Annotated in this window: 17 protein-coding genes; 15 read left to right on the plus strand and 2 right to left on the minus strand. The window is 55.4% G+C overall.

Translation table 11 applies throughout. The features are described from left to right. Positions 1-154: 154 nt before the first annotated feature. The 6 genes from FZ041_RS00605 (at position 155) to FZ041_RS00630 (ending at position 8,675) form a co-directional block, all read left to right on the plus strand. The gene (locus FZ041_RS00605) at positions 155-829 is read left to right on the plus strand and encodes a Crp/Fnr family transcriptional regulator (protein ID WP_149188185.1); all 675 of its coding nucleotides are present in this window, start codon (positions 155-157) and stop codon (positions 827-829) included. A 184-nt stretch (positions 830-1,013) separates the two neighbouring features. Beyond that, the gene (locus FZ041_RS00610) at positions 1,014-1,943 is read left to right on the plus strand and encodes a sugar ABC transporter substrate-binding protein (protein ID WP_255449174.1); all 930 of its coding nucleotides are present in this window, start codon (positions 1,014-1,016) and stop codon (positions 1,941-1,943) included. A gap of 15 nt (positions 1,944-1,958) precedes the next feature. Continuing rightward, positions 1,959-3,668, plus strand: a complete 1,710-nt coding sequence (locus tag FZ041_RS00615; protein ID WP_149188186.1) for a methyl-accepting chemotaxis protein — start codon at positions 1,959-1,961, stop codon at positions 3,666-3,668. Positions 3,669-3,789: 121 nt separating this feature from the next. Then, the gene (locus FZ041_RS00620; RefSeq protein ID WP_187626268.1) at positions 3,790-5,487 is read left to right on the plus strand and encodes a methyl-accepting chemotaxis protein; all 1,698 of its coding nucleotides are present in this window, start codon (positions 3,790-3,792) and stop codon (positions 5,485-5,487) included. Positions 5,488-5,499: 12 nt separating this feature from the next. Next, positions 5,500-6,519 (plus strand): substrate-binding domain-containing protein, encoded by a 1,020-nt coding sequence (locus FZ041_RS00625; protein WP_075445430.1) that lies wholly within the window; start codon positions 5,500-5,502, stop codon positions 6,517-6,519. Positions 6,520-6,695: 176 nt separating this feature from the next. Further along, on the plus strand, positions 6,696-8,675 hold the full coding sequence (locus tag FZ041_RS00630) for a methyl-accepting chemotaxis protein (protein ID WP_187626269.1): 1,980 nt from the start codon (positions 6,696-6,698) through the stop codon (positions 8,673-8,675). A gap of 88 nt (positions 8,676-8,763) precedes the next feature. On the opposite strand, the gene FZ041_RS00635 is transcribed toward FZ041_RS00630, so the two are convergent. Both FZ041_RS00635 and FZ041_RS00640 read right to left on the minus strand, forming a co-directional pair. Next, positions 8,764-10,041 carry an L-cysteine desulfidase family protein gene (locus FZ041_RS00635; RefSeq protein ID WP_149188189.1) on the minus strand — a complete coding sequence of 426 codons (1,278 nt, stop codon included), beginning with the start codon at positions 10,039-10,041 and terminating at the stop codon, positions 8,764-8,766. A 94-nt stretch (positions 10,042-10,135) separates the two neighbouring features. Beyond that, on the minus strand, positions 10,136-10,441 hold the full coding sequence (locus FZ041_RS00640) for a hypothetical protein (RefSeq protein ID WP_075445424.1): 306 nt from the start codon (positions 10,439-10,441) through the stop codon (positions 10,136-10,138). A gap of 178 nt (positions 10,442-10,619) precedes the next feature. Here FZ041_RS00640 and FZ041_RS00645 point away from each other — a divergent pair, with 178 nt between their 5' ends. The 9 genes from FZ041_RS00645 (at position 10,620) to FZ041_RS00685 (ending at position 25,102) form a co-directional block, all read left to right on the plus strand. Further along, positions 10,620-14,300 (plus strand): nitrate reductase subunit alpha, encoded by a 3,681-nt coding sequence (locus tag FZ041_RS00645; RefSeq protein ID WP_149188190.1) that lies wholly within the window; start codon positions 10,620-10,622, stop codon positions 14,298-14,300. Beyond that, entirely contained in the window at positions 14,290-15,708 is a 1,419-nt protein-coding gene (narH, locus tag FZ041_RS00650; protein ID WP_149188191.1) for a nitrate reductase subunit beta, read from the plus strand. Before FZ041_RS00645 ends, narH begins: the two co-directional genes overlap by 11 nt. Position 15,709: 1 nt before the next feature. Next, complete coding sequence (gene narJ / locus FZ041_RS00655) at positions 15,710-16,240, plus strand: nitrate reductase molybdenum cofactor assembly chaperone (RefSeq protein WP_149188192.1); 531 nt, start codon at positions 15,710-15,712, stop codon at positions 16,238-16,240. Further along, positions 16,237-16,902, plus strand: a complete 666-nt coding sequence (gene narI, locus FZ041_RS00660) for a respiratory nitrate reductase subunit gamma (protein WP_149188193.1) — start codon at positions 16,237-16,239, stop codon at positions 16,900-16,902. The genes narJ and narI overlap by 4 nt, the downstream gene beginning before the upstream one ends. A 238-nt stretch (positions 16,903-17,140) precedes the next feature. Further along, positions 17,141-17,497: a nitrous oxide-stimulated promoter family protein gene (locus tag FZ041_RS00665; RefSeq protein ID WP_187626270.1), complete on the plus strand. Its 357-nt coding sequence runs from the start codon at positions 17,141-17,143 to the stop codon at positions 17,495-17,497. A 96-nt stretch (positions 17,498-17,593) separates the two neighbouring features. Beyond that, positions 17,594-18,436, plus strand: a complete 843-nt coding sequence (locus FZ041_RS00670; protein ID WP_149188195.1) for an HAD-IIB family hydrolase — start codon at positions 17,594-17,596, stop codon at positions 18,434-18,436. A 2-nt stretch (positions 18,437-18,438) separates the two neighbouring features. Then, positions 18,439-19,425 (plus strand): asparaginase, encoded by a 987-nt coding sequence (locus FZ041_RS00675; RefSeq protein WP_255449175.1) that lies wholly within the window; start codon positions 18,439-18,441, stop codon positions 19,423-19,425. 110 nt (positions 19,426-19,535) lie between these two features. Then, positions 19,536-20,369, plus strand: a complete 834-nt coding sequence (locus tag FZ041_RS00680) for a hypothetical protein (protein ID WP_149188197.1) — start codon at positions 19,536-19,538, stop codon at positions 20,367-20,369. Positions 20,370-20,602: 233 nt separating this feature from the next. Then, entirely contained in the window at positions 20,603-25,102 is a 4,500-nt protein-coding gene (locus FZ041_RS00685; RefSeq protein WP_187626271.1) for an AAA domain-containing protein, read from the plus strand. The last annotated feature ends 52 nt before the right edge of the window (positions 25,103-25,154 follow it).

The raw sequence follows: 25,154 nt of genomic DNA on the forward strand, positions 1-25,154 counted from the left end.
ATGGCGGTCAAATACGCCATTGATTTGAGTCAAGTATAATTGAAAAATATCAATAAGTAAGTAACAAATCTCACGGCACACGTAACAAAACGCACAGTTTTCCCAGATAAATTTTAGTAGACTAAAAGATGATAAAACGAAATGAGGTTATGCGATGGAAGCTTTAGTCCGCCAGTTCTACGAAATCCCCGGTAAGGTCGTCATGCTCCATGATGGCGAGTACCTGTTCCATGAAGGGGATGCCGCGAAATATTTCTATATTGTGCGTACCGGCCAGATATTCATCACGAAGTATGCGACTTCGGGGCGCGTGCTGAGCCTGCGGCTGGCGACGCGCAGCAGCATCATCGGTGAGCTGCCGCTCTACGATGACAATCCGGTCTATATCTTCAATGCGATTGCGCAGAGTGCCGCCGAAGTCTATGCCATCGAGTTCCCCGTGCTGCAAGCCTATCTCGAGAAGCGGCCCCAGCTGGCCGTGCAGCTGCTGAAGATCATCAGCGCGCATATGCGCAAGCAGCATTCGAAGTTCCGTGACCTGCTGCTCTATGGCAAGAAGGGGGCGCTCTACTCGACACTGATCCGCCTGGCTAACAGCTATGGCAAGGCAGTGGATGGCGGAATCCTGATCTCGGTGCCGCTGACGAATCAGGAGCTGGCAAACTACTCGGCGACGGCGCGCGAAAGCCTCAACCGCATGCTTAGCGAATTACGTAAGGCCGGTGTCATCGAGTATCGCGGGCATTTGATTTTCATCAAGGATATCGACTATCTCAAGCAGGCTATCCAATGTGAAAATTGTGGTCGGGAAGTATGCAATATTGAATAAAATATGCGAAAATTGAAGACAAAACACCTCGAAAAGAGGTGTTTTTTTCTATATAAGATATATTTTTTTCAAAAAAGAAATATTTTTGAAGGAATTGTTGTAATTTTGTCGAATAAATTAACCAAGACTGTGGGTACGAGCACAGCCAAAGATGTAAGAATGATAAGAATGGGAGTGTGTAAATGTGAAGCAATTGAAGAGGATTTTACCGATACTGCTCGTAATTGCGGCGATGGTAGTCACTGGATGCGGCAGTTCGGAGATAAGTTCAGGAAAGGTGTATTGCCTGTTGCACGACAATGCGGATACAGGATTTCAGGGGGAGTTGAAACGGGCTGTCGTGAACCGGCTGCAGGCGGCTGGCATCGAGACGGAAGTCGAGGATGCCAAGGGCGACGCAAATCTGCAGCATGACCAGATCAACCAGGCCATCGATGCTAAGGCATCGGCTATCGTGTTGGCAGCTGTGGATGGCGAGGCAATCATTCCTGAGATTGAGAAAGCCAATGCGGCGGGGATTCCTATTATCCGCATCAATCGCGATATCAGCGGAGGTAAGTTCTTCTCATCGGTATCGGATGACCGTGAGGCAGGACGTATGCAGGGAGAGTTTATGGCCAAAAATCTGCCGCAGGGGGCAAAGATTGTCTATATGAATGGAGAGATGACCCAGAGTGGTGCCCAAAAACGCTGGGAAGGGTTCAAGGAGGCCTGCCTGGATAAGCGCCCGGATATCCAGCTGCTGGCTTCGGCCGATTGTTCCTGGAGCGAGGCTGTTGCTTTGCGGCAGATGTCTCTGTGGCTCAAGCTTTTCCCGCAGATTGATGGTGTGATAGGAGCTAACGATGATATGGCCCTGGGGGCAATCCGGGTATTACGGGATGCCGGCCGACTGGATGGTGTTCTGGTAAGCGGTGTCGATGCGACTGATGCTGCTTTGCAGGCCGTAAGTGATGGTAGGATGAGCCAGACTGTCAAGCAGGATGCCGAGGGGCAGGGTGAGGGAGTCTTTGCGCTTATCCAGGCTTTGCGCCAAGGGAATAAGCAGCCAGAAGATGTTCTGGTTCCTTTTGTAGAAATTACTAAAGAAAATATTGGAAAATTCTTGCACTAAGGACGGTGGCTGGAGATGTTAAAGAATTTAAGCGTACAAATCAAAATCCTGCTGCTGGCAGGAAGCCTCTTGGTTATCATGGCACTGATCGCTGCGGTGGGGATTTATTCAGACAGCAAGGCCAAGCAGGCATTGGATGATATGTATAACTACAATATCATGTCATCGCAGGTCCTCAATGATGCCAACAACCGGCTGCGCACCCTTGATGTCGATGTGGCTTACTTGCTGCAGCAGGATTATCCGCAGGAATCCCGTAAGGTATTGCTGAAGGATATGGTTGATCAGCTGCATGCTATCCGTACAGATGCCGAAGAGCTCAAACGCATAGACCGTAGTGACAAGGCACAGCAGGCGCTGCTGGAGCTCAGCCAGAATCTGGATACGGCTGAAAGCAAGGTAAAAGCTGTTGAGACGATGGGCAATAGCCTGGAAGATAAGGTCAAGATTATGGAAAATCTTGGTGCGACAAAGGTTATTGCTGCTAATCTTTCGGTGTTGACGCCGGATAATGTAGCACAGAGCAAGCAGCTGTTTGAAACGTTCAGCGAAAGTTATGCGCGTACCATCAAGATTTTTGCTGCGATTATCGTGCTGGGCTTTGTGCTGGGCTTTGGCGTGGCTATTTATATTGCCCGCAGCATTGCTGCTCCGCTGCATGATGCCGTGGCACGGCTCAATGTTGTGGCTGCTGGCGATTTGACGCAGGAGATTCCGTCCGCACTGCTGGAGCGGCAGGATGAGGTCGGAATGGTAGTACAGGCGCTTTCAAAGATGCAGCAGTCGTTGCGCGGGGTATTGAAAGATGTCCGTACGGAGACGGAAAGCAGTGTGGCCATGGTGGAAGAAGTCCAGCAACTGGTCAATGGTCTTAATAGCAATGCGCAGGATATGTCTGCCGTTACCGAGGAAATGGCAGCAGGTATGGAAGAGACGGCAGCTTCGACGGAAAATCTGCAGCATCTCAGCGACAAACTGCGGGATCAGATCCATGGAACGGCCAAAGAGGCGAAGCATAGTGAAAGCTATACGGAAGAGATTGCCGAACGGGCCAGCACGTTGAAGGCAACGATGGAACAGTCCAGCAGCGAGGCACGGCGTATTTATGCGGAGACGAAATCTTCCCTGGAGACCGCCATCGAATCGGCGAAAGTCGTGGACAATATCAATATGCTGACGCAGGAGATTACCGATATCGCTGAGCAGACAAATCTTTTGGCACTCAATGCGGCTATCGAGGCGGCCAGGGCTGGCGAATACGGGCGTGGCTTTGCCGTGGTAGCAGATGAGGTACGTAAGCTGGCCGAGCAGTCGCATGATACGGCTGAGAAAATCCAGACGCTTACGGGGCAGGTGACAGGTTCGGTACAGAATCTGTCGAATGGTTCGTTCAGCTTGTTGAACTTCATGGATACGAATGTCAATAATGATTACGATATGCTGGAAAAAACGGCGATTCAGTATGAGAAAGACGCAAAGTATGTCAATGGGTTCGCAAAGACGAGCAACATGATGGCCCAGCAGCTTAACGATGCCGTAGAATCCATGAGCAATGCCATGGAAGAAATCGCTAAGGCTACGCATGAAGGTGCCGTGGGTAATACGACCGTGGCTGAGAAAGTTACGGATGTTGCGGAGCTCGCCAATGAGATTCTCGAAAAAATCAATGTGTCGCAGCAGAGCGCAGAAAACTTGAAGAAACAGGTAGAAAAGTTCAAAGTTTGACTTAATGGCAGGGTCGACTGCTAATAAAAAAATGCTTCGCAGGCAGAAATTATTTTTTATGTTTGCGAAGTATTTTTTATGGTATAATAATTTTGTTAAATACAAAAGGGGGGAAGTTTTAGTGGATCGGATAACAATTCGGCAGAAACTGTTTTTGGTTTTTGGGGCGCTTATTTTTATTTTTGCTGCCAATGGCCTGTATACAGGCTATAGCCTGAACAGTATCAATGAAGGAGCGCTTCGCATTGCGACGGAGCATTTGGCAAGCGTTATGGCTGGTGTGGAAAGCAGTCATACGCTATCAGATTATCGGCAGGGCGAGTATGCCGTAGCTACGGCGACGACGCTTCCTAATCGCATTCATGCGGCCCAGGAAACGCTGAAACGTGCAGATCAGCTGGATATTGCTTTCGATAAGGTGGAACCATCCGTGGCGCCAGAAGTCCGGGAAGACTTCGAGTCAATGCGCAGCATCTGGGAAAGCTATAAGAAAAATACCCGTGAGATCATCAAGCTGTCCAAGGATGGTAAAAATGCCGAGGCAATCAAGCTGCTGGATAAGTCCAGCAGCCAATATGCTGAAATGACGGCAAAGCTCAGCCATGTCGTTGACAGCAGCAAGGATTTCATCCATAAGGAAAGTGCTGCGGCTTCGGCGCAGTATGAAAGAACGAAATGGACGTTGATTGTCTGCATTGTTCTCGTCGTGTTATTGGCTGGTGCTATGGCATTCTATCTGAGCTCGGCAATCATGACATCAATCCGTTATCTTATGGATGTATCGCGGGAAGTGGCCGCTGGCAACCTTAAGGTTGAGGCTGTCCCGCAGACGCAGGATGAGTTTGGGGAGCTCACGATGGCTTATGGTGATACCATCAAGAATCTGCGGGAACTCATCAAGCACATCCAGCAGACGTCGGAGGAAGTGTCGACTTTTGCGACGCAGCTGACAGAAAATGCCAGCCAATCGGCACAGGCAACGCAGCAGGTAGCTGTATCGATTACCAATGTGGCCGGGAATACCAGCCAGCAGGGTGAGGCCGTAAGTGCATCGCTCACGGATATCCAGGAAATGTCTGCAAGCCTGCATGGCTTTCAAGGTAAGGCGTCGGCTTCGGTCGATGCTGCGCATAATGTCGAAGTCATCGCTGGGGACGGCAAGGCAGCCATTGCTGGTGCCGTAGAGCAGATGGCGGAAATTGCAGATTCGGTTATGGATTCGGCGCAGGTCATCAAGAAATTGGCGGAGCGGTCGGAGGAAATCGGGCAGATATCGAGCACGATTTCCGGGATTGCCGAGCAGACGAATCTGTTATCGCTGAATGCCGCTATCGAGGCCGCCCGTGCCGGTGAATATGGACGCGGCTTTGCTGTAGTCGCTGATGAAGTCCGCAAGCTGGCCGAAGAGTCGAATACGGCAGCGCGCAAGATAGCAGAGCTGATTACGACTATCCAGCAGGATACGGAGCAGGCTGTCCAGCGCATGCAGAAGGGGACGGAAGATGTGCAGAGTGGCCGTACTGTCGTATCACAGGCAGGCAGTGCCTTTGAAAACATTGCAGCGGCTGTGACCGATCTTACCCGGCATGCCGACGCTATCCTTAGCGAAGCGGCAAAGTCTGCGGCGAAGGCGGAGACTTTGGTCGGAGTGATGGAAGGCATCAACAAATCAGGCCTTGATGTGGCTTCGGAGACGCAGTCGGTATCGGCAGCGACAGAGGAGCAGTCAGCGGCTATGGATGAAGTGGCAAATGCCAGCCGCAATCTGGCAAGCCTCGCGGAGGAACTTTCCGATTCCGCGGCGAAGTTCAAGATTTGAGGAGGCCTTAGGATGAAGAAAATCATTACGCTGTTCTGTCTGGCAGCCTTGGGGCTTAGTGCCTTGGTGCTCGGTGGTTGTGGCAGTGATGCGGATAACAATAAAAAAGTGGCGGTGGCATTTGCCAATTCGTCGCCAAGCTGGCAGAAAAATGGCCAGACGATCAAGGAAAGCCTGGAAAAAGAAGGCTATACCGTTGACCTGCAATTTGCGGATACAGCCAGCCAGCAGGCTGATCAGATCAAGTCCCAGCTGGAGGCGGCACCGAAATGTATCGTTATTGGTGCTGTGGATGGCGAAGCCTTGCAGGAAGTATTGAACGCTGCCAAGGAGAAAAAGATACCGGTCATCGCCTACGATCGTCTGGTCATGAACTCTGATGCCGTTTCGTACTACGCATCCTTTGATAATGCTGCCGTTGGCCAGGCGATGGGCGAATATATCGAAGCCAAACTGAATCTGAAAGGTGGGGCAGGACCTTTTCAGATGGAGGTCTTTGCCGGCGATCCGGCTGACAACAATGCCCATGTATTCTTCGCTGGGGCGATGGATGTCCTGAAACCGTATATCGACAAGGGGCAGCTTGTCATCCCGTCGCGGCAGACCAGTTTTGAGCAGGTAGCAATCAAAGGCTGGGAGGCCAAAGGCGCCGAAGCGCGCATGGAGAAGCTCCTGCAGGGAGCCGATGCGGGCGTAAAGCTGGATGTCATTCTTGCCCCTAATGACGGACTGGCTGGCGGCATCCGCGAAGCGCTCAAGAAAAATGGCTATGGCCAGATGCCACTGATGACTGGTCAGGATGCTGAAAGCCAGGCACTCGATGCTATCCGTAAAGATGAGCAGGCCATTACGATCTACAAAGCGCCAGAACTGCTGGTAGCCAAGACGATTCGTATGATAAAAGCCGTCGTCGAGGGGACGCAGCCTGATATCAACGATGTCAAATCGTACAACAATGGTGCGGTTACTGTACCGGCATATCTCTGTACGCCGCTGATTATCGATAAAGATAACTTGAACGAAGTGAAATAAAGCAGCGGAAAAAAATTTTGAATTTTGATATTGCGCAATGTCAGGGTTGACCTGGTATTGCGCAATTTTTATCGATAAAAATGTCCGTATAAAAGTTACAAATTTACAAATTGTCCTTGAATTAGAGATTTTTTTAGAATAAAATAAAAATGGTAATAACTCAAGGAGGTAAGGATATGGGTATTAGACAAAAATTCTTTGCATTGGCTGGTGTGGCCGGTGTCATTATGGCGATTGTATCAGGTGTGGGATACTATCTGGCTAGCACACATTTAAGCAGCAGCGTAGAGCGGGAAATCACAGATACGATGCAGGGAACCGCCAATAAGCTGGATGGCTGGCTGGCGGCCAAGAAACAGGTGGCAGTATCGGCCGCAGACCTTATGGCCAAACAGGATGATGGCACGAAATCGCCGGAACAGCTGCGCTCCCTGCTGGCAGTTGCAGGTGAGGATGTCAATGCAGTTTCGGATCTTATCGTGGGTAACAGCGAGGGCACGATTGTCGGCTATCGTGCGGGCAATTTGGCACCAAAACTTAATCCGGTGACGATGCGTTTCTATAAACTGCCGAAGGCCTCGGGACAGGTTGAGTTTATGGATACTTATGTGGATAGGATTACTGGCAAGATGGTGGTTTCTATTGCGGCTCCTTATCGTAGTGCATCAGGCGAGTACAGAGGTGCGATATGTGAGGATATTTTCCTCGATGTTCTGAGCGACGTAGTAAAGGAACTCAAATATCAGGGCGAGGGAACGGGCTATATTCTGGACAATAACGGCAACGTCATCGCCACGGAGGATTCGGAGGCACTGAATAAGAATGCAGCGGACCTGCCAGGCTTTCAGCAGGAATACGAACGCATGACGCAGCAGGCTGCAGGCTTTGCCAAAGTAGAAAAAGATGGCAAGGAAATGGTACTTGGCTATGCGACGATTCCAAGTACGCATTGGATTGCCGGCATCCTCGTACCAGAAGACGTAATCTATGGACAGCTTACGACACTCAAATGGACGTATGGATTGCTGACCGTGGCCGGAATCCTGCTCATCGTTTGGGCATGCCTGCAATTTGCTACTGGTATGACCCGCCGTATCCTGGAACTCAAGGATCATGCCGCTGAGCTTGCCGAGGGCAATCTTACAGGAGCAGATCTTGCGAATCTGTCAGCCGATGAGCTCGGTGATCTGGGACGTGGGTTTAATGTCATGAAGGGGCATATCAAGAAGCTTATCACCCAGATGAGTGCTACGTCGGAGCAGGTAGCAGCTTCCAGTGAGGAGCTGACAGCCAGTGCCCAGCAGTCGGCTGAGGCATCGACAAATGTAGCGCAGACGGTATCTGAGGTCGCTGCCGGCATGTCGGCACAGACTGGACATGTCGATGAAGCCAATCATAATGTCCAGGAGGTAGTGGCTGAACTTAACGGCGTGGCTGAAAAGGTCCAGCAGATAACAGAAATGACAGTGGCAGCGGCTGATGCAGCTGCGCAGGGACAGACACTTATGGAACAGGCAGTAAAACGCATGGCTGGCATCGAGTCCAGTGTAGGCGAATCGGCTGAGGTCGTGGCCAATCTGGGCAGGAATTCCCAGGAAATTGGAGCAATTATCGATACGATTTCGGGGATTGCCGAGCAGACAAACCTCTTGGCACTCAATGCGGCTATTGAGGCGGCTCGTGCTGGCGAGCAGGGACGCGGATTCTCGGTCGTTGCTGATGAAGTCCGCAAGCTGGCGGAGCAATCGCAGCTGGCAACGGAGGAAATCCGCCAGCGCATAGGTGCCGTTCAAAACGGTACCAGCGAAGCTGTGAGTACGATGCAGTCTGGTACCGATGAGGTGAAGAACGGTGCTGAGGCTATCCGCGCCGTAGGCGAGGAGTTTGGCAAAATCATGCAGCGGGTCACGGCCATCAAGGAGCATATGGCGAAAATCGATGCAGCTGTGCAGACGGTATCTGCCGGCGGCGGCCACATCGAAACTGCCGTCAGCCGCATCGACGAAGTAAGCCGTAAAACGGCGGAGCAGACAGAATCCATCTCAGCGGCTACGGAAGAACAGTCAGCTTCTACGCAAGAGATTGCTGCAGCTTCCCAGTCCTTGGCGCAGATGGCTTCGGATTTGCAGGATATGGCGGCGAAATTCCGCATCTGAACAGGTAAGGGAAACTAAAGCAGGCCCATCAACTCGGAGGTTCGAGCTGATGGGCCTGCTTTATCTTTGGGGAACATTGTTTTATGTTTTATTTGCCGATCATCATATCGATGATTTCTTTGTCGGTTTCCTTCATGCCGATTCGGCCGAGGCGGCTGATGTTGCGGATGGTGTTTTCGACGCCTTTGAGTACGAGGCCGTCGCCACCGTAGAATTGCTGGCCATTGCGGTACATCTCGAAGCCCATGATGCCGGCGTCGACGGCGGCGGATATCTTGGCGGCACAGGATGCCTTGGCACCGTCGCAGACGATGCCGGAGGTGATGGCCAGGGCATTGACGATGGTGTGGATGACGGCCTGGTAGTCGCCGCCGCAGAGCCAGGCGATGCCGGCACCAGCACCAGCGCCGGCACTTACAGCGCCGCAATAGGCTGACAGGCGGCCGATGCCCTCCTTTTCATGCAGCGTCACGAGGTTGGCGAGCAATAGGGCGCGATAAAGCTGCTCCTTCGTCGCACCGACTTCCTTGGCGTATTCGATGACGGGCAGGGATACGGTCATGCCCTGGTTGCCGCTGCCAGAATTGATGATGACGGGCAGCTCGCAGCCGTTCATGCGGGCGTCTGATCCTGCCGCCGCGCGGGCACGGGCGCGGATGTGGATGTCGTTGCCGAAGGCCTTCAACAGTGTCTTGCCGATGTTGGCACCGTAGTCATTCTTGAGACCTTCGTCAGCGATGGCGGTATTATAGGCAATCTGGCGGTCGAGGATGGCACGGACGTCTTCGAGATCGCAGGTCATGGCAAAGTCGTAGATATCCTCGATGGTCATGCATTCGTAATCGGGTTTGCCCGTGTCAACCGTGGCGGCGATTTCCTTTTGGAAGAGGATTTTTCCGTTGCGGGTTATCTTGACGATGTTGGTGTGTTCGTTGACAATCTGGACTTCGGCCGTGTCATCGCCTTTGCTGGCTGAAACGATGATATCGAGGACGTGTTCAGAGACTGCGGCTTCGACGGTGATAGTGGCAGTGTCGAGGTAGCCGGCAAGACGTGCTTTGTCTGCGGCCGTGACATGGGCGATGACCTCGAGGGCGGCGTGCGCATCTCCCGCCACGACGCCGATGGCCGCAGCGGCCTCGATGCCCCTGCGCCCATCCGTGTTCGGCACGACAACGCTTTTGACATTCTTGATGATGTTGCCGCTGGCCGTGACGACGAGTCGGTCGGGGACAGTGCCGAGGGCTTCACGGGCTTTGGCGGCACAGTAGGCGATGGCGATTGGCTCGGTGCAGCCCATGGCTGGCACGAGCTCGCGCTTGAGGATCTCGACGTAGATTTGGTAGGTGGAACCGTTTTTATTCATGGTGGATGCTCCGTTTCGTAAGAGTTTTTGCTACCATTATAACGCAATGCGGATAAGAAAAATAGCCTCCCGATCATGGGAGGCTATTTGGCTGTCATACTTCGATTCCCTGTTTGCGGCATTCGTTGAAAAAGAAGATGGCGTTGGTGTCTTTGGGATTCTCATTCCAGAACTTGATGAGCTTGGTGGCCATGTTGTATTTATCCTGCATAAAAGGTAGGAGGTTTTCAGCGGTGACTGGACCGCCTACCGTCATGAAGACATCGATGTTATGACCAAGAGTATCCAGCATTTCGTCGGTACATTCGTTTTTACCAAGAGCCTCTGCAAAGCGTATGCCCTGCTCAAGGTCGTCGGCATAGCCGCGCTGCAAGAGCCAGACGGCTATCTGTCTATCCATGTAAATCCCCCCTTTGGTATTTTCGGTATGTATCTATTTCGCGGCGGAGGAGAAAAATCCTGCTAATTGCATCTATCGTTTTTAGGAACTTTAATCTGTGATGTTTATTACATGAAAGGAAAAGCAAATCGGATAGAATGATAGGCATAGTAATGTTATGTTTTGGGAGGATGTCGACGTGAGCAGCGTTTTTAAGAAACTCAAATACCTTGTTCCGAAAGCGCATTCGCAGAGTGGTCATCAGCAGCTGAATGAGGGCGGCCGCGAGTGGGAGGATATGTATCGTGACCGCTGGTCGTTTGACAAGTGTGTGCACTCCACCCACGGGGTCAATTGTACTGGTTCATGCAGCTGGAATATCTATGTCAAGAATGGCCTGGTGGCCTGGGAGAATCAGATCCATGATTATCCCGAGACGAGTCCGGATATGCCGGATTTCGAGCCGCGGGGCTGTCCGCGCGGGGCGTCGTTCTCATGGTATCTGTACAGTCCGCATCGCATCAAGTATCCGTACTTGCGCGGCGAGCTGGCAGAGCTGTGGCGTGAGGCTAGGAAAAACCATAAGACGGTGCTGGCGGCTTGGCAGAGTATCGCCAATGACCCCGCCAAGATGAAGAAGTACAAGGAAGCCCGTGGTATGGGCGGTTTTGTGCGCTCCAATTGGGAGGAGGCTTCTGAAATCGTTGCGGCGTCGATGCTGCATACGGCGATCACGTATGGACCTGACCGCAATTTCGGTTTTTCGGTCATCCCGGCCAAGTCGATGCTGTCCTATGCGGGTGGTTTGCGCTTCATGCAGCTCATGGGCGGCGCGGGCCTGTCCTTCTACGATTGGTATGCTGACCTGCCGCCGGCCAGCCCGCAGATCTGGGGTGACCAGACGGATGTGCCGGAGTCCTCGGACTGGTACAATGCAGGCTACATCATCACCTGGGGCTCGAACGTGCCGCTCACGCGCACGCCTGATGCGCATTTCTTGACCGAGGCCCGCTACAAGGGCACGAAGGTTGTCTCGATTGCGCCGGACTACGCCGAGTCGACGACGGTGGCCGATACCTGGATCTCGCTCAAGGTCGGCAGTGATGCGGCGCTGGCGATGGCGATGGGCCATGTCATCCTCAACGAATACTATTGGGGCGAGCCCTGTGACTTTTTCGTGGACTATACGCGCCGCTATACGGATTTCCCGTTCCTCGTGCGGCTCGTGCAGCGCGAGGATGGCAAGTACGATACGGACCGGTTCCTGAACGCCAAGGACTTTGGCCGCAACGAGAAGCATGCGGAGTTCAAGCATTATGTCATCGACGAGAAGACGGGCCGGCTCGTCATCCCGAATGGCACGATGGGCGACCGCTGGGATCGTACGGAGAAGTGGAACCTGCGCGAGGAGGACAGCGATACCGGTGCGAAGATCACACCGCAGCTGTCGGTGCTCGGCTGCATGGATGAGGTCGTCGAGATCGAGCTGCCGTATTTCGGCAATGAGCGCGAGAGCCGCGTGCTTACGCGCAGTGTACCCGCAAAACGCGTCAAGACGGACATGGGCGAGGTGCTGGTCACGACGGTCTATGATCTGACGCTGGCCAACTATGCCATCGACCGCGGCCTGGGCGGCCAGGTGGCGCATTCCTATGATGACGATGTTCCCTATACGCCGAAATGGCAGGAAAAATATACGGGTGTGCCGATGGACACGGTCATCCATACGGCAAGGGAATTTGCCGACAATGCCATCAAGACCAAGGGCAAGACCATGGTCATCATGGGCGGTGGTATCAATCACTGGTTCCATGCCGATGTGGTTTACCGCACGATACTGAACCTCTTGCTTTTCGTGGGCGCTGAGGGCCGCAATGGCGGCGGCTGGGCCCACTATGTCGGCCAGGAGAAGCTGCGCCCGGCCGAGGGCTGGCAGCGCATCATGACGGGGCTTGACTGGAAGAAACCGCCACGGCTGCAGAACAGCACGTCCTTCTTCTATTTCGCGACTGACCAGTGGCGCAGCGATGAGGTGGACTATGCGGATTTGACAAGTCCGCTTTGTAAGCCGCGTTACCGCCATGCTGGTGACTACAACGTACTGGCGGCCCGCATGGGGTGGCTGCCGTCGTACCCGACCTTCAACAAGGGCGGCCAGCAGCTGCATGATGAGGCGTGTAAGGCTGGGAAGGATGTCAAGAAGTACATCGTCGACAGCCTCAAGGACAAGACGCTGAAGTTTGCGGCCGAAGATCCCGATGATCCGGCGAACTTCCCGCGCAACCTCTTTATCTGGCGCAACAATCTCATCGGTTCGTCGGCTAAAGGCCATGAGTTCTTCCTGAAGTATCTATTGGGTACGAAAAATGGCTTGTTTGCTGAAGAGGAGGGCGCGACGCGTCCTAAAGAAATCAACTGGCGTCCGGAAGAAGAGGTGGAAAAACTCAGCGGTGCGGCAAATGGCAAGCTCGACCTGCTTATCGACCTCGACTTCCGCATGGCAAGCTCGGCACTTTACGCCGATGTTGTCCTGCCGACAGCTACCTGGTATGAAAAGGATGATTTGTCATCGACGGATATGCATCCGTTTGTGCATCCGTTCCAGGCGGCAGTCGACCCGCTTTGGGAGGCCAAGACCGATTGGGAAATATTCAAGACATTGGCGAAGAAAGTCTCGGAGGTTGCCAAGGAGGCGAAGCTCAAGCCTTATCGTGATGTGGTGGCCATGCCTATCCAGCATGACAGCGAGGGCGAGTGCGCGCAGCCTGCGGGCGAGATCCGTGACTGGAGCAAGGGCGAGTGTGAGCCGGTGCCGGGCAAGACCATGCCGAATCTCATCGAGACCGAGATTGACTTCACGAAGATCTACGAGAAGTGGATTGCGCTGGGGCCTGGTGTTTCCGAGACGATGGGCTCGCTGAACTTTGCGTGGGATTCCCGTGAGGAGTACGCAGAAATCGCCAAGCGCAATGGCACGATAACGAATAAAGACTATATTTCCTATGGCATGCCGAGCATCTTTGATGCCAAGCAGGCCGCTGATGCAGTCATGGGCTTGTCGACGACGACCAACGGCAAGGTGGCCGTCAAGGCATGGGAGGCGCTGGAGAAAAAGACCGGTGTCGGCAACCTCACGCGTCTGGCCAAGGACCGCGAGCAGGAACGCTTTACCTTTGAACAGGTAGCTGTCCAGCCTAAGGAGACGATTACAAGTCCGACGTTTACGGGCAGCAATCAGAACCGCCGCTATACGCCGTTCACGACAAATGTCGAGGAGCTCGTGCCGTTCCGTACCGTGACGGGCCGCCAGTCCTTCTTCCTCGACCACGAGATGATGCGCGAGGCTGGCGAGACGATGGCGACTTATAAGCCCATCCTTGACTATCTGCCGATAAAGAGCAAGCTCGGCGGTGCGAAGGAAATCACACTGAAATACCTGACGCCGCATAACAAGTGGAGTACCCATTCGATGTACTTTGACAGCCAGCAGCTGCTGACGCTGTTCCGCGGCGGCCAGACGGTCTGGCTGAGCGAAAAGGATGCAGCGGAGATCGGCGTCAAGGACAACGACTGGGTGGAACTTTACAACCACAATGGCGTCGTGGCCTCAAGAGCTGTGGTTTCGCCGCGTCTGCCGCGTGGTGTCGTCTACATGCACCATGCGCAGGACCGTCACATCAATGTGCCGGGTTCGAAGATTTCGGGCACCCGCGGTGGTACGCACAACACGCCGACGCGCATCCATATGAAGCCGACCCATATGATCGGCGGCTATGGCCAGCTCAGCTATGGATTCAATTATTACGGCCCGACGGGCAACCAGCGCGACATGTATGTGGTAGCGCGCAAGATGGAGGAGGTAGATTGGCTTGAAGATTAAAGCCCAGATTTCCATGGTCATGAATCTTGACAAGTGCATTGGCTGCCATACGTGCTCCATCACCTGCAAGAACGTCTGGACCAACCGCGAAGGTGCGGAATACATGTATTTCAACAACGTCGAGACCAAGCCGGGCATCGGCTATCCGAAGCGTTGGGAGGATCAGGACAAATGGCAGGGCGGCTGGGAGCTCAAGAATGGCAAGCTGCGCCTGCGCTCGGGCGCCAAGCTCACGCGCATGGCCAAGTTGTTCTATCATCCCAACCAGCCAGAGCTTGACGACTATTATGAGCCGTGGACCTATGACTATGAGACGCTGATAAATTCCAAGCGCAAGAACCATCAGCCGATTGCCCGTCCGCGTTCGCTGATCACCCAGCAGCGCATGGAGATAAAATGGGGCCCGAACTGGGAGGACGATCTGGCTGATGGGCAGTCGGCACGCCAGGATGTCAATCTCAGGAACATGGGCAGCGATATCGCGTTGGAGTTCCATGATCTGTTCATGAAATATCTGCCGCGTGTCTGCAACCATTGCCTCAATCCAGCCTGTGTGGCGGCCTGTCCGTCGGGGGCTATCTACAAGCGCGAGGAAGATGGTGTCGTGCTCGTCTCGCAGGACGGCTGCCGTGGCTGGCGCCATTGCATTCCCGCCTGCCCGTATAAGAAAGTCTATTTCAACTGGAAGACCAATAAGGCTGAGAAGTGCATCTTCTGCTTCCCGCGTCTGGAAAACGGCCTGCCGACGGTCTGTGCGGATACCTGTGTCGGCCGCCTGCGCTATATGGGTGTCCTGCTCTATGATATGGACAAGGTCAAGGAAGCGGCAGCAACGCCGGACAAGGGCCAGATCTATCACAGTGTGCTGGATATCATCATGGACCCGCACGACCCAGAGGTTCTGGCGGCAGCCCGCAAAGAGGGCATTCCAGAGAACTGGCTCAAGGCTGCGCAGGATTCGCCGGTCTACAAGCTGGTCAAGGAATGGCAGGTGGCTCTGCCGCTGCATGCGGAGTACCGCACCCTGCCGATGGTCTGGTATGTGCCGCCACTTTCGCCCATCACGCGCCGCGCCGAGGCAGATGTCTATCTGCCGGAGGCCACGGATATGCGCATCCCGCTGGCGTACCTGGCGGAGCTCTTCGGTGCAGGCAACACCCAGGTGGTCGCACGGGCCTTGCAGCGTCTTCTCGATATGCGCCTGGTCATGCGCGCGCAGACGACGGGCGACAGGCTGCCAGCACGGCTGGAATTTGATGTGGAGACGTATCAGGCAATGCACCGTCTCATGGGCATTGCCAAGTACAAGGAACGCTTCCGTATCCCGGCCGGGCTGCAGGAAACCTCGCAGGAAAAGCTGCATGAACTGCAGGGGACCTGCGGCTATACATGTCCAGGAGGTTGCTGATATGCGTGAACCAGAATACAAGAAAACCCTGTCGCTGGTTGCTTACTTGTTTGGCTACCCGGACGAAGACTGGTGGACGGCTTTGCCCGAGGCGCAGGCTGGCGCGGCGGCGCTGGCGAACCAGCAGAACCGCACGGTGCTGCTGGAGGCCATCAACTATATCCAGCTGCTGGGGCGCCGTGGATATGAGGAGCAATATGTCCGTGTCTTTGAGTTCTCGGCGAATACGAATCTCTACCTTACGATGCATGACCGCACGGACTTTGGCAAGCAGGCGCGGGAGATGCTGGCGTTCAAGAAGCTGTTCCTTGACAATGGGTTCGATACGAACAGGGAGCTGCCGGATTTCCTGCCGGCAATCCTGGAACTGGTAGCTGCAATCTCCGAGGTGCAGGCGCGCCGTGTCCTGGGGGCAGCCCGCGCCAAGATCGAGCTTTTGCGCCGCCGCTTTGCAGAAGCGAAGCTTGCTCATACTTTTCTGCTTGACGTCATCTTGACGGAGGCGGATGCATTGGAGGGAGAGACGGCATGAATACCTTTATCTACGGCGTATTGCCCTATATTGCGCTGACAATCATGGTGGGCGGTACGATTATCCGCTATGCCTATGGAGAGCGCGGCTGGACGACAAAGTCCAGTGAATTCTTGTCGAAGCAGGATCTCAAATGGGGCAGCTATCTGTTCCATGGTGGTTTGTTTATGGCCGTGGGTGGTCATTTTGTCGGCATATTGGTGCCGAAGTTTGTGACGGAAGCAGCCGGCACGGGTGAGCATGCCTACCACATGATAGCGCTGGCTGGCGGTATCCCTGCGGCCATCCTGTTCCTTGGCGGTTTCCTGATGCTGCTGAAACGACGCTTTGCAGGCAGTGCCCGCATGGCAGTCAATACGAGCAGCATCGATAAATGGCTGTATCTCGTCCTGCTGCTGACTATCGTGTCAGGAACAGCGGCGACGATCCAGAATATACCGGGTGCATTTGACTATCGCGAGACCATTTCCCCCTGGTTCCGTTCACTGCTCATGCTGCAGCCGGATGTATCCCTTATGGACGGCGTGCCCAAGGTGTTCCAATTCCACATGTTCCTGTGGATGGTCTTAGCAATCACGTTCCCCTTCACGCGATTGGTGCACTGCTTGAGCCTGCCGTTTGAGTATTTCTTCCGCCGTGATATCATTTACCGGAAGAAATGACTCCTTTGGAAATTCTTACATACACAGCAGAAAAGCCTTCCCATTGGGGAGGTTTTTCTGTTTCCGGCAGATATCCACAGGTGGGCTGTGGATTCACGCTGATTTTTGTGGATAATCTGTTAAGAAATCGTTGAGTTATCCACAATTATCCACATAAATGGCAGAAGTTCCTGTTGGTATTGTGGATAAAATGCTTTATGCTACAATACCAATAAGGGAAAGATAAAGGAGAATGGTTATGGATATAGAACGTAAACGCCGGGAAGAACGGGAGACGGTACGGGAAATCATGAAACTCTACTGTCATGGACATGGGCATCGGCGTGAGCCTGGGCAGGAGCTCTGTCCCGATTGCCAGAGGCTGGCCGACTATACCGATGTGCGCATCAGCAGATGCCCGCGCATGGCGATAAAGACCTTTTGCAGTGTCTGTCCGATCCACTGCTATGCCAAGCCGGAGCAGGAGCGCATCCAGGAAATCATGCGTTATGGCGGCCCGCGTATGCTGCTGCATCATCCCCTCATGGCCTTGCGCCATATCCTGATCCAGTGGCGGACGCGCCACGGCCTGCGCAAGCAGGAAAAGATACGCTGAGTGATTGTCAGGCTGACAGGTTTTTGACTAGTCAGCCTGATGTTTTTTGTGCTATATTTTAGTGAGGAAATGTGAATCGGCAGAGGAGGAATTTGCGTGAGCGCCTATGAAAATACCTTGATCATCAGTGATTTGGATGGTACTTTGATTCCGCGCGGCGGAGTTATTTCAGAGGAGAATAAGGAGGCCCTGCAGCGCTTTGTGGCAGGTGGCGGCCGGTTTGCCATCGCGACGGGGCGCACGCCGGAGGCGGCTGCTGGCTATGTCGGCGACCTGCCCATCAATGCACCGAGCATTTTCTTCAACGGCTCGATGCTCTATGACTGGCAGAAGCAGGAAGTTCTGGCGACGCGTCCGCTGCCAGCCGGCGATGCGAAGGATATCTGGCCGCGCTTTGCGGCGGCCTGCCAGCAGTCGTTCCCGCATGCCTGCATCGAGGTCTACACGGCAGACAATTGCCATATCATCAGTGAGGAAAAATACGATGATCCGCGGCTGCCGTTTGAATACTATAAGTATGAACACTGTGCGCTGGACAGGCTTACCGATACGGAAAAGACGCCGTGGCTCAAGTTCTTTGTCAATGACGAGCCGGCCGTGCTGCATCGCCTCGAGCGCCTGGCCAAGCAGATGGGCGTCGATGTGCTCAGCAATAGTTTCTATTCGGAAGTCAACTACTATGAGTTTGTGGCGGCTGGTGTCTCGAAGGGCACGATGGTCGAGGAGATCCGCAAGCTGCCGGAGTGGCAGGGCTATCGCATCATTGCGGCCGGTGATTTCCTCAACGACAATGAGATGCTGCAGCTGGCGGATGTTGGCGTGGCCTCGGGCAATGCGCATGAAATGACCAAGGCGGCAGCTGATGTCATAGGCTGTACGGTTGAAGAGCATCTGATGCCCTGGATTATCGAGCATGTGATTGACGGCGGGGAGGAATGAACGTGAAGAAGATCTATGTACTGGCGACAGGCGGGACGATTGCTGGCAGTGCCGAATCGGATACGGCAACGACGGGCTACCAGGCCGGGGCCATCGGCATCGAGACTTTGCTGGCTGCGGTGCCGGAAATCCGCAAGATCGCAGAGGTGTCTGGTGAGCAGATCGCAGCCATCGACAGCAAGGACATGACGCAGGCGGTGCAGCTCAAGCTTGCACGCCGCTGCAATGAGCTGCTGGCCTTTGAGGGTGTGGATGGCATCGTCATCACACATGGCACGGATACGATGGAAGAGACGGCCTATCTGCTGAGCCTGTTGGCCTGCACGGATAAGCCCATCGTGCTGACGGGAGCCATGCGTCCGGCGACGGCTATCAGTGCCGACGGCCCGCTGAACCTGCTCGATGCCGTGCGCGTAGCGGTAAGTGACGAGGCCCGTGATCAGGGGGTACTTGTGGTCACGAACAATCAGATTGACGGGGCCCACGACGTCACGAAGTCCCATACGACCTCCGTGCAGACCTTCCAGTCCCCCAATGGCGGTTCGCTCGGCAGTGTGGATGATGGAGTTGTCAGATTCACGCGGCGCAGCAGCTATACTCATCTGGCGGCGAGCCTGCAGCTCAGCGAAAATGTGCAGGTGCTGCCAGATGTCCGCATCCTTTATGGTTATGCCGGTGACGATGGCCTGCTCGTAGAGGCGGCTGTGGCAGCTGGGGCGGAAGGACTGATCTATGCGGGCATGGGCAACGGTAGCCTGCCGGAAAAGGTGGAGGCAAAGCTGGCGGCGGCAGCGGCCAAGGGCATCGTTGTGGTGCGCAGCACGCGCGGCTATGCGGGCAATGTGACGACTGCCGAGGCATCGTATGATGCTGCGCATATCCTTTATAGCCAGGGGCTCAACCCGCAGAAAGCCCGCATCCTGCTGCAGCTGGCACTGCTGCAGACAAAGGAACCGGCAGCCATCCAGGCATGGTTCGATAAATACTGATTCATTTAGTTTTCATAGTCAATCATATTCTTTCAAGATTCTTATCATATAATCAGATTCGTAAGTTGAAACCGAGAAAACCAGGATAAAGTGGTTTGGAGGTAGAAGATATGAATAGACTTATGGAAAATATAAACCTATCGCGCTATGATGCCCGCAACCTGCTCAAGGCTGGCTGGGCGGTGCGGACGATTACGGCTTCGGTCATGCTGATGCTGGCGGTGCTCGCGCCAGTCCATCTGACGCAGGCGCTGGCTTCGCCGTTGGCCGAAGATGAATCTCTGGCTGCGGTAGTCGAGCTGGCCGATCTTGCGGATGAGCGGCAGCAGGGCAGCAGCCGCCAGAGCCGCCGCCGTCAGGCCGATGTGCTGGCGGCAGAGCTGCTGGCCAAGGCCCGGGAGGCAGAGCCTGCCATAACGGAGCAGATGCAGAGCCTGGCCCAGGATGGTGCGCAGCTTGCGGGCCTTGATAACCGGTTCAAGGATTCCGGCAGCTTAGCCCGCAAGATCCTTGCTGATGCCGAGAGCGACAATGTGTCCTTGCCGGCAGCGGTAGCCGCCATCAGTGACGTGCTGCGCTATACACTGGTATTTGATCCGTCAGATTACAGTGAGCGTGTGCCTCAGACACTCGAGCAGCTGACTGCTAAGGGCTATCGGGTGACGAAGTTCCGCAATGCCTGGGGCGGCAAGTTCTATCAGGGCATCAATGCCCAGCTCATGAGCCCGCAGGGCGTACGCGTGGAGCTGCAGTTCCATACGGCGCAGTCGTATGCCATCAAGCAGGCCTCCCATGAGGTCTATGAGACCCGCCGCAATCCGGCGTCAACGCCTGCCGAGGTCGAGGCGGCAACGCGCGACAGCCTGGCCTACAATGCGCAGGTCATCGCTCCTGACGGAGCTGAGACGGTAACCTGGCCGATGCAGATCAAGAAAGCAGCATAGTTATCCACATAGGCATGTGCATAACCTCGGGAATCAGCCATTGTACTGGCATCAGGTGGCAGTGCAATGGCTTTTATATTGCAGGAAAGCGGAAATAATCGTAGAATATAAGCAGTATATTAGCGAAAACAGCGATGTTATCCACATTTTTATCCACAATCTTGTGGATAAGCGGATAATTTTGGGGATAACGTTGTGATTTGTGTGGATGAATGGATGAATTCGAGGAGTATATGGATAACCAGAAAAAGGTATTGAAGTTATTTGATTATATCCGGCAGGTTTGCAGTCTGCGGCAGCAACTGGTCCGCAACATCAAGGAACAGGAGTGGTCGCTGTTTTTGGATGAGCTGCCGATTGACCCGAAGCGCATCCATGTCTGGACGGATTCTGATGAAGCAGGCCGCGAGGGCGTATTGCTTGAGGTCGAGAAACCGGAATTCTCGGCTTGCCCCGATATGCCCTTCGATCTGGTGGGCTGGGTACGCACGCTCGATTGGCGCAATTTTGAGGTCGCAGATATCGAGGTCCGTGAGGAGCGCATGCGCAAGGACCCGCGGCTCGGCGAAATCACCGAGCGCTTCGTCGACTCGGGGGTGCGCATTGCGGCCTTTGAGGACTGGAAGCGCCGCCGTACGCTCTGGCGTGCTGGTGAGCTGGTCAAGAGCCGCACCCAGGCATTGTTCATGCAGCTCTACGAGCTTTATGACCGCTGCCGGCAGGAGCCGGAACAGCTTGAGCTCATGGTGGGCGGCGCGATGTTTTTCAGCGGGCTGGATTCTTCGATCAATCATCCGATGATCATGAAGCGCGTGCGCCTGCATTACGACAAACGCGGGGCCATGCAGCTGGTGGATACGGACTATCCGACAGAGCTGTATCTCGATATGTTCCAGGATATGCCTGGTGTCGATGCCGAGGGCATCCGTGCCTTCACGGCTGAGCTTGATGAGGCGGAAATCCATCCGCTGCGGAAAGATCTGCCGGAGTTCCTGCAGCAGGCTGTACCGGCACTGACGCCGAACTGCCGCTATGTGGAGAACCGCTTCGATATCCTGCCGACCGATTGGTATCTGGTGTATCCGCGGCAGGTGATGTTCCTGCGCCGCCGCAATGAAGGCATCGAGCGGGCCATCGCTGGCATGATGGCCTATATCGATACGCATGGCGAGGTGCCGACGGCATTGATGCAGATTGTCGATCCGAGCTATCAGCGGGCCAAGTCGGAGCCGCTCAGTGTGAGTTTGGAGGATATCCGCGGCGAAGCGGAAGATATCCTGCTGACAAAGCAGGCCAATGCGGAACAGCTGGCAATAGCGCGCAAGATCGAGACGGCACCGGCGGTGGTCGTACAGGGGCCGCCGGGAACAGGCAAGACGCATACGATAGCGAATCTGCTCGGCCATTTCCTGTCGCAGGGGCAGCATGTGCTGGTGACGAGCGCGACTTCCAAGGCCTTGACCGTGCTCAAGGACAAACTGCCCGCAGGCATACAGGATCTCTGCGTGACGCTGCTGGAGGATTCGCGCAAGGATATGGAGCGGTCTGTCAGCGGTATCTGTGACCGACTGTCGCGCAGCTCCGCGGAGGAGATGCAGGCCGAGGCGGAAAAGCTGGCGGCTGAGCGCCATAAGCTGCTGACAGAGTTGGCTGCGCAGCGGACGCGGCTGGAGAATATCCAGCGCATGGAGGCGCGCCGTGATTATTTCATGCTCGCTGGCAAGGCTTGGTCACTGTCGCGCATGGCAGCCTTCTTGCATGACCATGCAGACCTTGCAGGCAGGATCCCGGGGGCGATACAGGCAGGGGAACCGCTGCCCTTGTCGGAGGGCGAGCTGGCGGAGCTTTACGCATCGAATGCGTATTTCGATGCCGAGCGCCTCGCCGAGCTCAGCGAGCGCTTGCCGGACCGCAGCCAGCTGCTGACACCGGCCGAGGCAGGGGAGGCGCTGGCCGCAGCCCTTCAGCGCCAGCAGGAACAGGCAGGACTGCTGGCAGCCTTGCCGGAAACCGTGGTGACGGATACTGGCCGTATCCTGCGCAAGGGACAGCCTGTGGCAGAGGAATTGTCACGGGAAGTGCTTGCCGAGACGGGCCGTCTGTATGAACGGGTGGATTTTGCGCGCCTGCGCCAGGATTGGGCCCGCGAGGCAGTGCTGGCTGGACAGCAGGGCGGTGCCCACCGTGAGGTCTGGGAGATGCTGGGACGCGATATCCGCAAGGTGCAGCAGCTCAAGCAGCAGTCGATGACGCGTTTCTTTGGGCGGGAGTTTGCCTATACCCTCGACATGCCGCTGGGGCCGGAGCTTATCCAGCTGCTTTCTGAGCTGGCGGAGGCTTTTGATGCTGACGGTCATCTGTCTCTTTGGAACCGCTTGCGCCATAGCGAGTGGACAAGGGTGCAGAAGGGGTTCTGCATCGATGGCAAGCCGCTTTCGAGCCGCGGGGACTGCCAGCTGGCGATGCAGTATGTGGCGCTGCATCAGGCGCGCGAGGTCGTGCGCCGTGAATGGACGCAGCTTCTGGTGCCCTTTGGCATGATCTCCTATGAGGAGCTCGCGCAGAATGAGGATGATATCGACGATCTCACGAGTGCGCGCTGGCAGGAAATCGAGGAACTGCTTGACTGGTACCCGCGGGTCTGGAACGATATCATGCTGCATTGGCGCCGGGCTGGTGTCAATGTCGAGACTGTCTATGGCGAGGAAGGCTACCTGACGCCGCATCAGCGGCTGGAGCGTGAGCTTTCATGGCTGGAGCAGGATTTCCCGCGCTGGCAGCGATTACTGCTGCTCACGCACAGCAAGGCACCGATGGCGGATAAGCTCGCTGCAACACGAGCGGCAGTGGCGGCTGCCGACGGCGTGGTTGCCCGCCGCTTCGAGCAGGCCCTGGTGGCCGGAGATGCCGGGCTCTATCAGGAGGCCTATGAGCAGCTGGCCGCTGATGATGCGCTGCAGGAGCGGTATCGCCAGCGTCAGGCATTGCTGCAGCGTCTGGCTGCGGTTGCACCGGTCTGGGCAGATGCCATCCGCGGGCAGCAGGAGGGCTTCGCTGGCACTGAGGTGCCGGAGAATATCGGCGAGGCCTGGCTCTACGCGCAGTTCGAGCAGCAGCTCGAGCTGCTGCCCCAGGAGGATGAACAACAGCTCGAGCAGGAGATTCAAGCGCTTACCGCGCGCCTGCATCAGACGACCACGGAGCTGGCAGAGAAGCGCTCTTGGTATCATCTGCTAAAGGATGTGGCTGGCAGCAACTTGCAGTCGAGCCTGATTGGCTGGAGCAAGGCCGTGGCCAAGATCGGCCGCGGCAAGGGGCGCTATGCTGCGTGCCATATCCGCGAAGCGCGCCAGTGCATGCTGGAGGCGCAGGCAGCAGTGCCGGCTTGGATCATGCCGCTTTCCCGCGTCTGGCAGAATCTGCGCCCGGAAAGCCAGAAGTTTGACATCATCCTGATCGATGAGGCGAGCCAGGCCGATATCACGGCGCTGCCCCTTTTGTATTTCGGCAAGAAGGTCATCATCGTCGGTGATGACCGGCAGGTCAGCCCGTCGGCCGTCGGTGTGGCTGCTGAGGATATCCAGCGTTTGCAGACGGCTTCGATAAGCGGTGTCATCAAGCATGATTCGCTCTATACGATGGATACCTCGCTCTATGATATCGCGCAGATGAATTTCGAGGCGCGGATGCTCACCGAGCATTTCCGCTGCGTGCCAGAAATCATCGGCTACTGCAACCAGCTGGCCTATGATGGCCGCATCCGTCCCTTGCGCGAGACCGGGACCAGTGTGCTGATGCCGATGGTGGATTGGCAGACGGAGGGGCTGCGTGATGGCGCGCACAAGCGCAACCTGCGCGAGGCTGAGGAAATCACGGCTGTGCTTGCGGCCTGCCTTGAGCAGCCTGAGTATGCGGGCAAGACCTTTGGTGCTATCTCACTGCTCGGCGATGAGCAGGCCAAGGTCATCCGTGAGCTGGCCGTCCAGCGGCTCGGCATCGGCGTGCTGGAGGAGCGGCAGTTCCTCTGTGGCAATCCCGCGCGTTTCCAGGGCGATGAGCGCGATGTCGTGTTCTTGTCCTTTGTCGACAGTCCGGCAGATGAGGGAGCGCTGCGGCTGCTCTCGGAAGGACATAATGGTGTGACGGGCAAGCGGTATAATGTTGCTGTGAGCCGGGCGCGTGACCAGCTGTGGCTGTTCCACTCGATGGGCATCGACGACCTCAAGGCCGGCGATATCCGCCGTGGCTTGCTCGAGTATGCGGCAAGCCCTGCCAGTGATCAGCAGAGCATCACCGCAGGCGAGGAAACCTCGCTGGAGACAGCGGTGTTCCGCGCCTTGTCGCAGGCTGGCTACCATGTCGAGAAGAATTTTGCGGTTGGTGCCTATGCTATCGATATGGTGGTGATCTGTCAGGGGCACAAGGTAGCTATTGATTGTGATGGCGAGCATTGGGTCAGCAGCCTGCAGCAGGCTGCCGAAGAGCGCTGCCAGCAGGCTGTGCTTGAGCGGCTGGGCTGGAAATTCCTGCATGTGCGCGGCAGCCGGTGGTATCGGGAGCCGGAGCAGGCCTTTGCCCGTTTGACGGCAGAGCTGGCGCTTTCGGGGATTGAGCCTGAGGCCGGCATGCAGGCCGGTGCATCGCTGCAGTCACAGCGTGAGGAACTGTTGGCACGGGTGCGCCAGCGGGCAGAAGCTATCCTGTCGGCATGGCAGCTGGCAGGGGAAAAATGATTTTTTAGCTTTTTTTTCGTTTTTTTGAAAAAAAGTGTTGACATAGTAAGCG

Origin of the sequence: Pseudoselenomonas caprae (assembly GCF_008271345.1) — a bacterium.
Taxonomy (GTDB): domain Bacteria; phylum Bacillota; class Negativicutes; order Selenomonadales; family Selenomonadaceae; genus Selenomonas_A; species Selenomonas_A caprae.

Bases quoted from the DNA above. Each gene is read 5' to 3' on its own strand.
- FZ041_RS00605 (WP_149188185.1), top strand. From the start codon at position 155: ATGGAAGCTTTAGTCCGCCAGTTCTACGAAATCCCCGGTAAGGTCGTC.
- FZ041_RS00615 (WP_149188186.1), top strand. From the start codon at position 1,959: ATGTTAAAGAATTTAAGCGTACAAATCAAAATCCTGCTGCTGGCAGGA.
- FZ041_RS00625 (WP_075445430.1), top strand. From the start codon at position 5,500: ATGAAGAAAATCATTACGCTGTTCTGTCTGGCAGCCTTGGGGCTTAGT.
- FZ041_RS00630 (WP_187626269.1), top strand. From the start codon at position 6,696: ATGGGTATTAGACAAAAATTCTTTGCATTGGCTGGTGTGGCCGGTGTC.
- FZ041_RS00635 (WP_149188189.1), bottom strand. From the start codon at position 10,041: ATGAATAAAAACGGTTCCACCTACCAAATCTACGTCGAGATCCTCAAG.
- FZ041_RS00640 (WP_075445424.1), bottom strand. From the start codon at position 10,441: ATGGATAGACAGATAGCCGTCTGGCTCTTGCAGCGCGGCTATGCCGAC.
- narJ (WP_149188192.1), top strand. From the start codon at position 15,710: ATGCGTGAACCAGAATACAAGAAAACCCTGTCGCTGGTTGCTTACTTG.
- narI (WP_149188193.1), top strand. From the start codon at position 16,237: ATGAATACCTTTATCTACGGCGTATTGCCCTATATTGCGCTGACAATC.
- FZ041_RS00665 (WP_187626270.1), top strand. From the start codon at position 17,141: ATGGATATAGAACGTAAACGCCGGGAAGAACGGGAGACGGTACGGGAA.
- FZ041_RS00680 (WP_149188197.1), top strand. From the start codon at position 19,536: ATGAATAGACTTATGGAAAATATAAACCTATCGCGCTATGATGCCCGC.
- FZ041_RS00685 (WP_187626271.1), top strand. From the start codon at position 20,603: ATGGATAACCAGAAAAAGGTATTGAAGTTATTTGATTATATCCGGCAG.